The organism is Zafaria cholistanensis (assembly GCF_008580665.1).
GTDB classification, from domain to species: domain Bacteria; phylum Actinomycetota; class Actinomycetes; order Actinomycetales; family Micrococcaceae; genus Zafaria; species Zafaria cholistanensis.
Map to the genome: position 1 here is coordinate 1 of NZ_BKDJ01000047.1, position 783 is coordinate 783.

The 783-nt window shown below is 70.4% G+C and carries 1 protein-coding gene; it reads left to right on the forward strand.

The genetic code is table 11. From position 1 onward, the window contains the following. The coding region (locus tag NCCP_RS14850) for an SDR family NAD(P)-dependent oxidoreductase (RefSeq protein ID WP_149958059.1) at positions 1-780 on the forward strand (780 nt) is incomplete at its 5' end. Positions 781-783: the final 3 nt, after the last annotated feature.

Consider the following 783-nt stretch of genomic DNA (forward strand, 5'->3'; position numbering starts at 1 on the left):
ATGATGCGCGACGACGGGCTTGAAGGCAAGGTTGCCGTCATCTCCGGCGGCGGCAGCGGCATCGGCCGGGCTCTGGCCGTCGCCTACGCCCGGGCCGGCGCGCATTCGGTGGTGGGCTACCTGCCGGCGGATCCCCACGATGTCGGGGACACGGTCGCCGCGGTGGAGGCCGAGGGCGGCAAATGCATCCCGGTTCCGGTGGACGTGCGCAGCTTCGAGGACACGGAGAAGCTGGCCCAGGCCGCGCTGGATGGGTTCGGGCGGCTGGACATCTCGATTGCCGCGGCGGGCATCCTGCGCCGGGCGTCGCTGGCGGAGATGACCGACCAGGCGTGGGACGACATGATGGCGGTGGATCTTTCCGGGGTCATGCGCACCTTCCGTTCCTGCGCGTCCCGGATGGCCGGCGCCGGTGCGATGGTGGCGACTTCCTCGATTGCCGGCGGGGTCTACGGCTGGGAGGACCACAGCCATTATGCCGCGGCGAAGGCGGGGCTGCTGGGCATGTGCCGGTCGCTGGCGGTGGAGCTGGCCCCGCGGCAGATCCGCGTCAACGCCGTCATTCCCGGGCTCATCGAAAGCCCGCAATCGCTCGACGGGGTCAATTCCCTCGGCAAGCAGGGTCTGGACGAGGCCGGCAGGATCATCCCGTGGGGCCGCGTGGGCAACGTCGACGAGGCCGCCCGGGTGATCCGCTTCATGACCAGCGACGACTCGGCCTACGTCACCGGACAGCAGATCATCGTCGACGGCGGCCTCACCGTCCGCTGGCCCAGCTGAGCT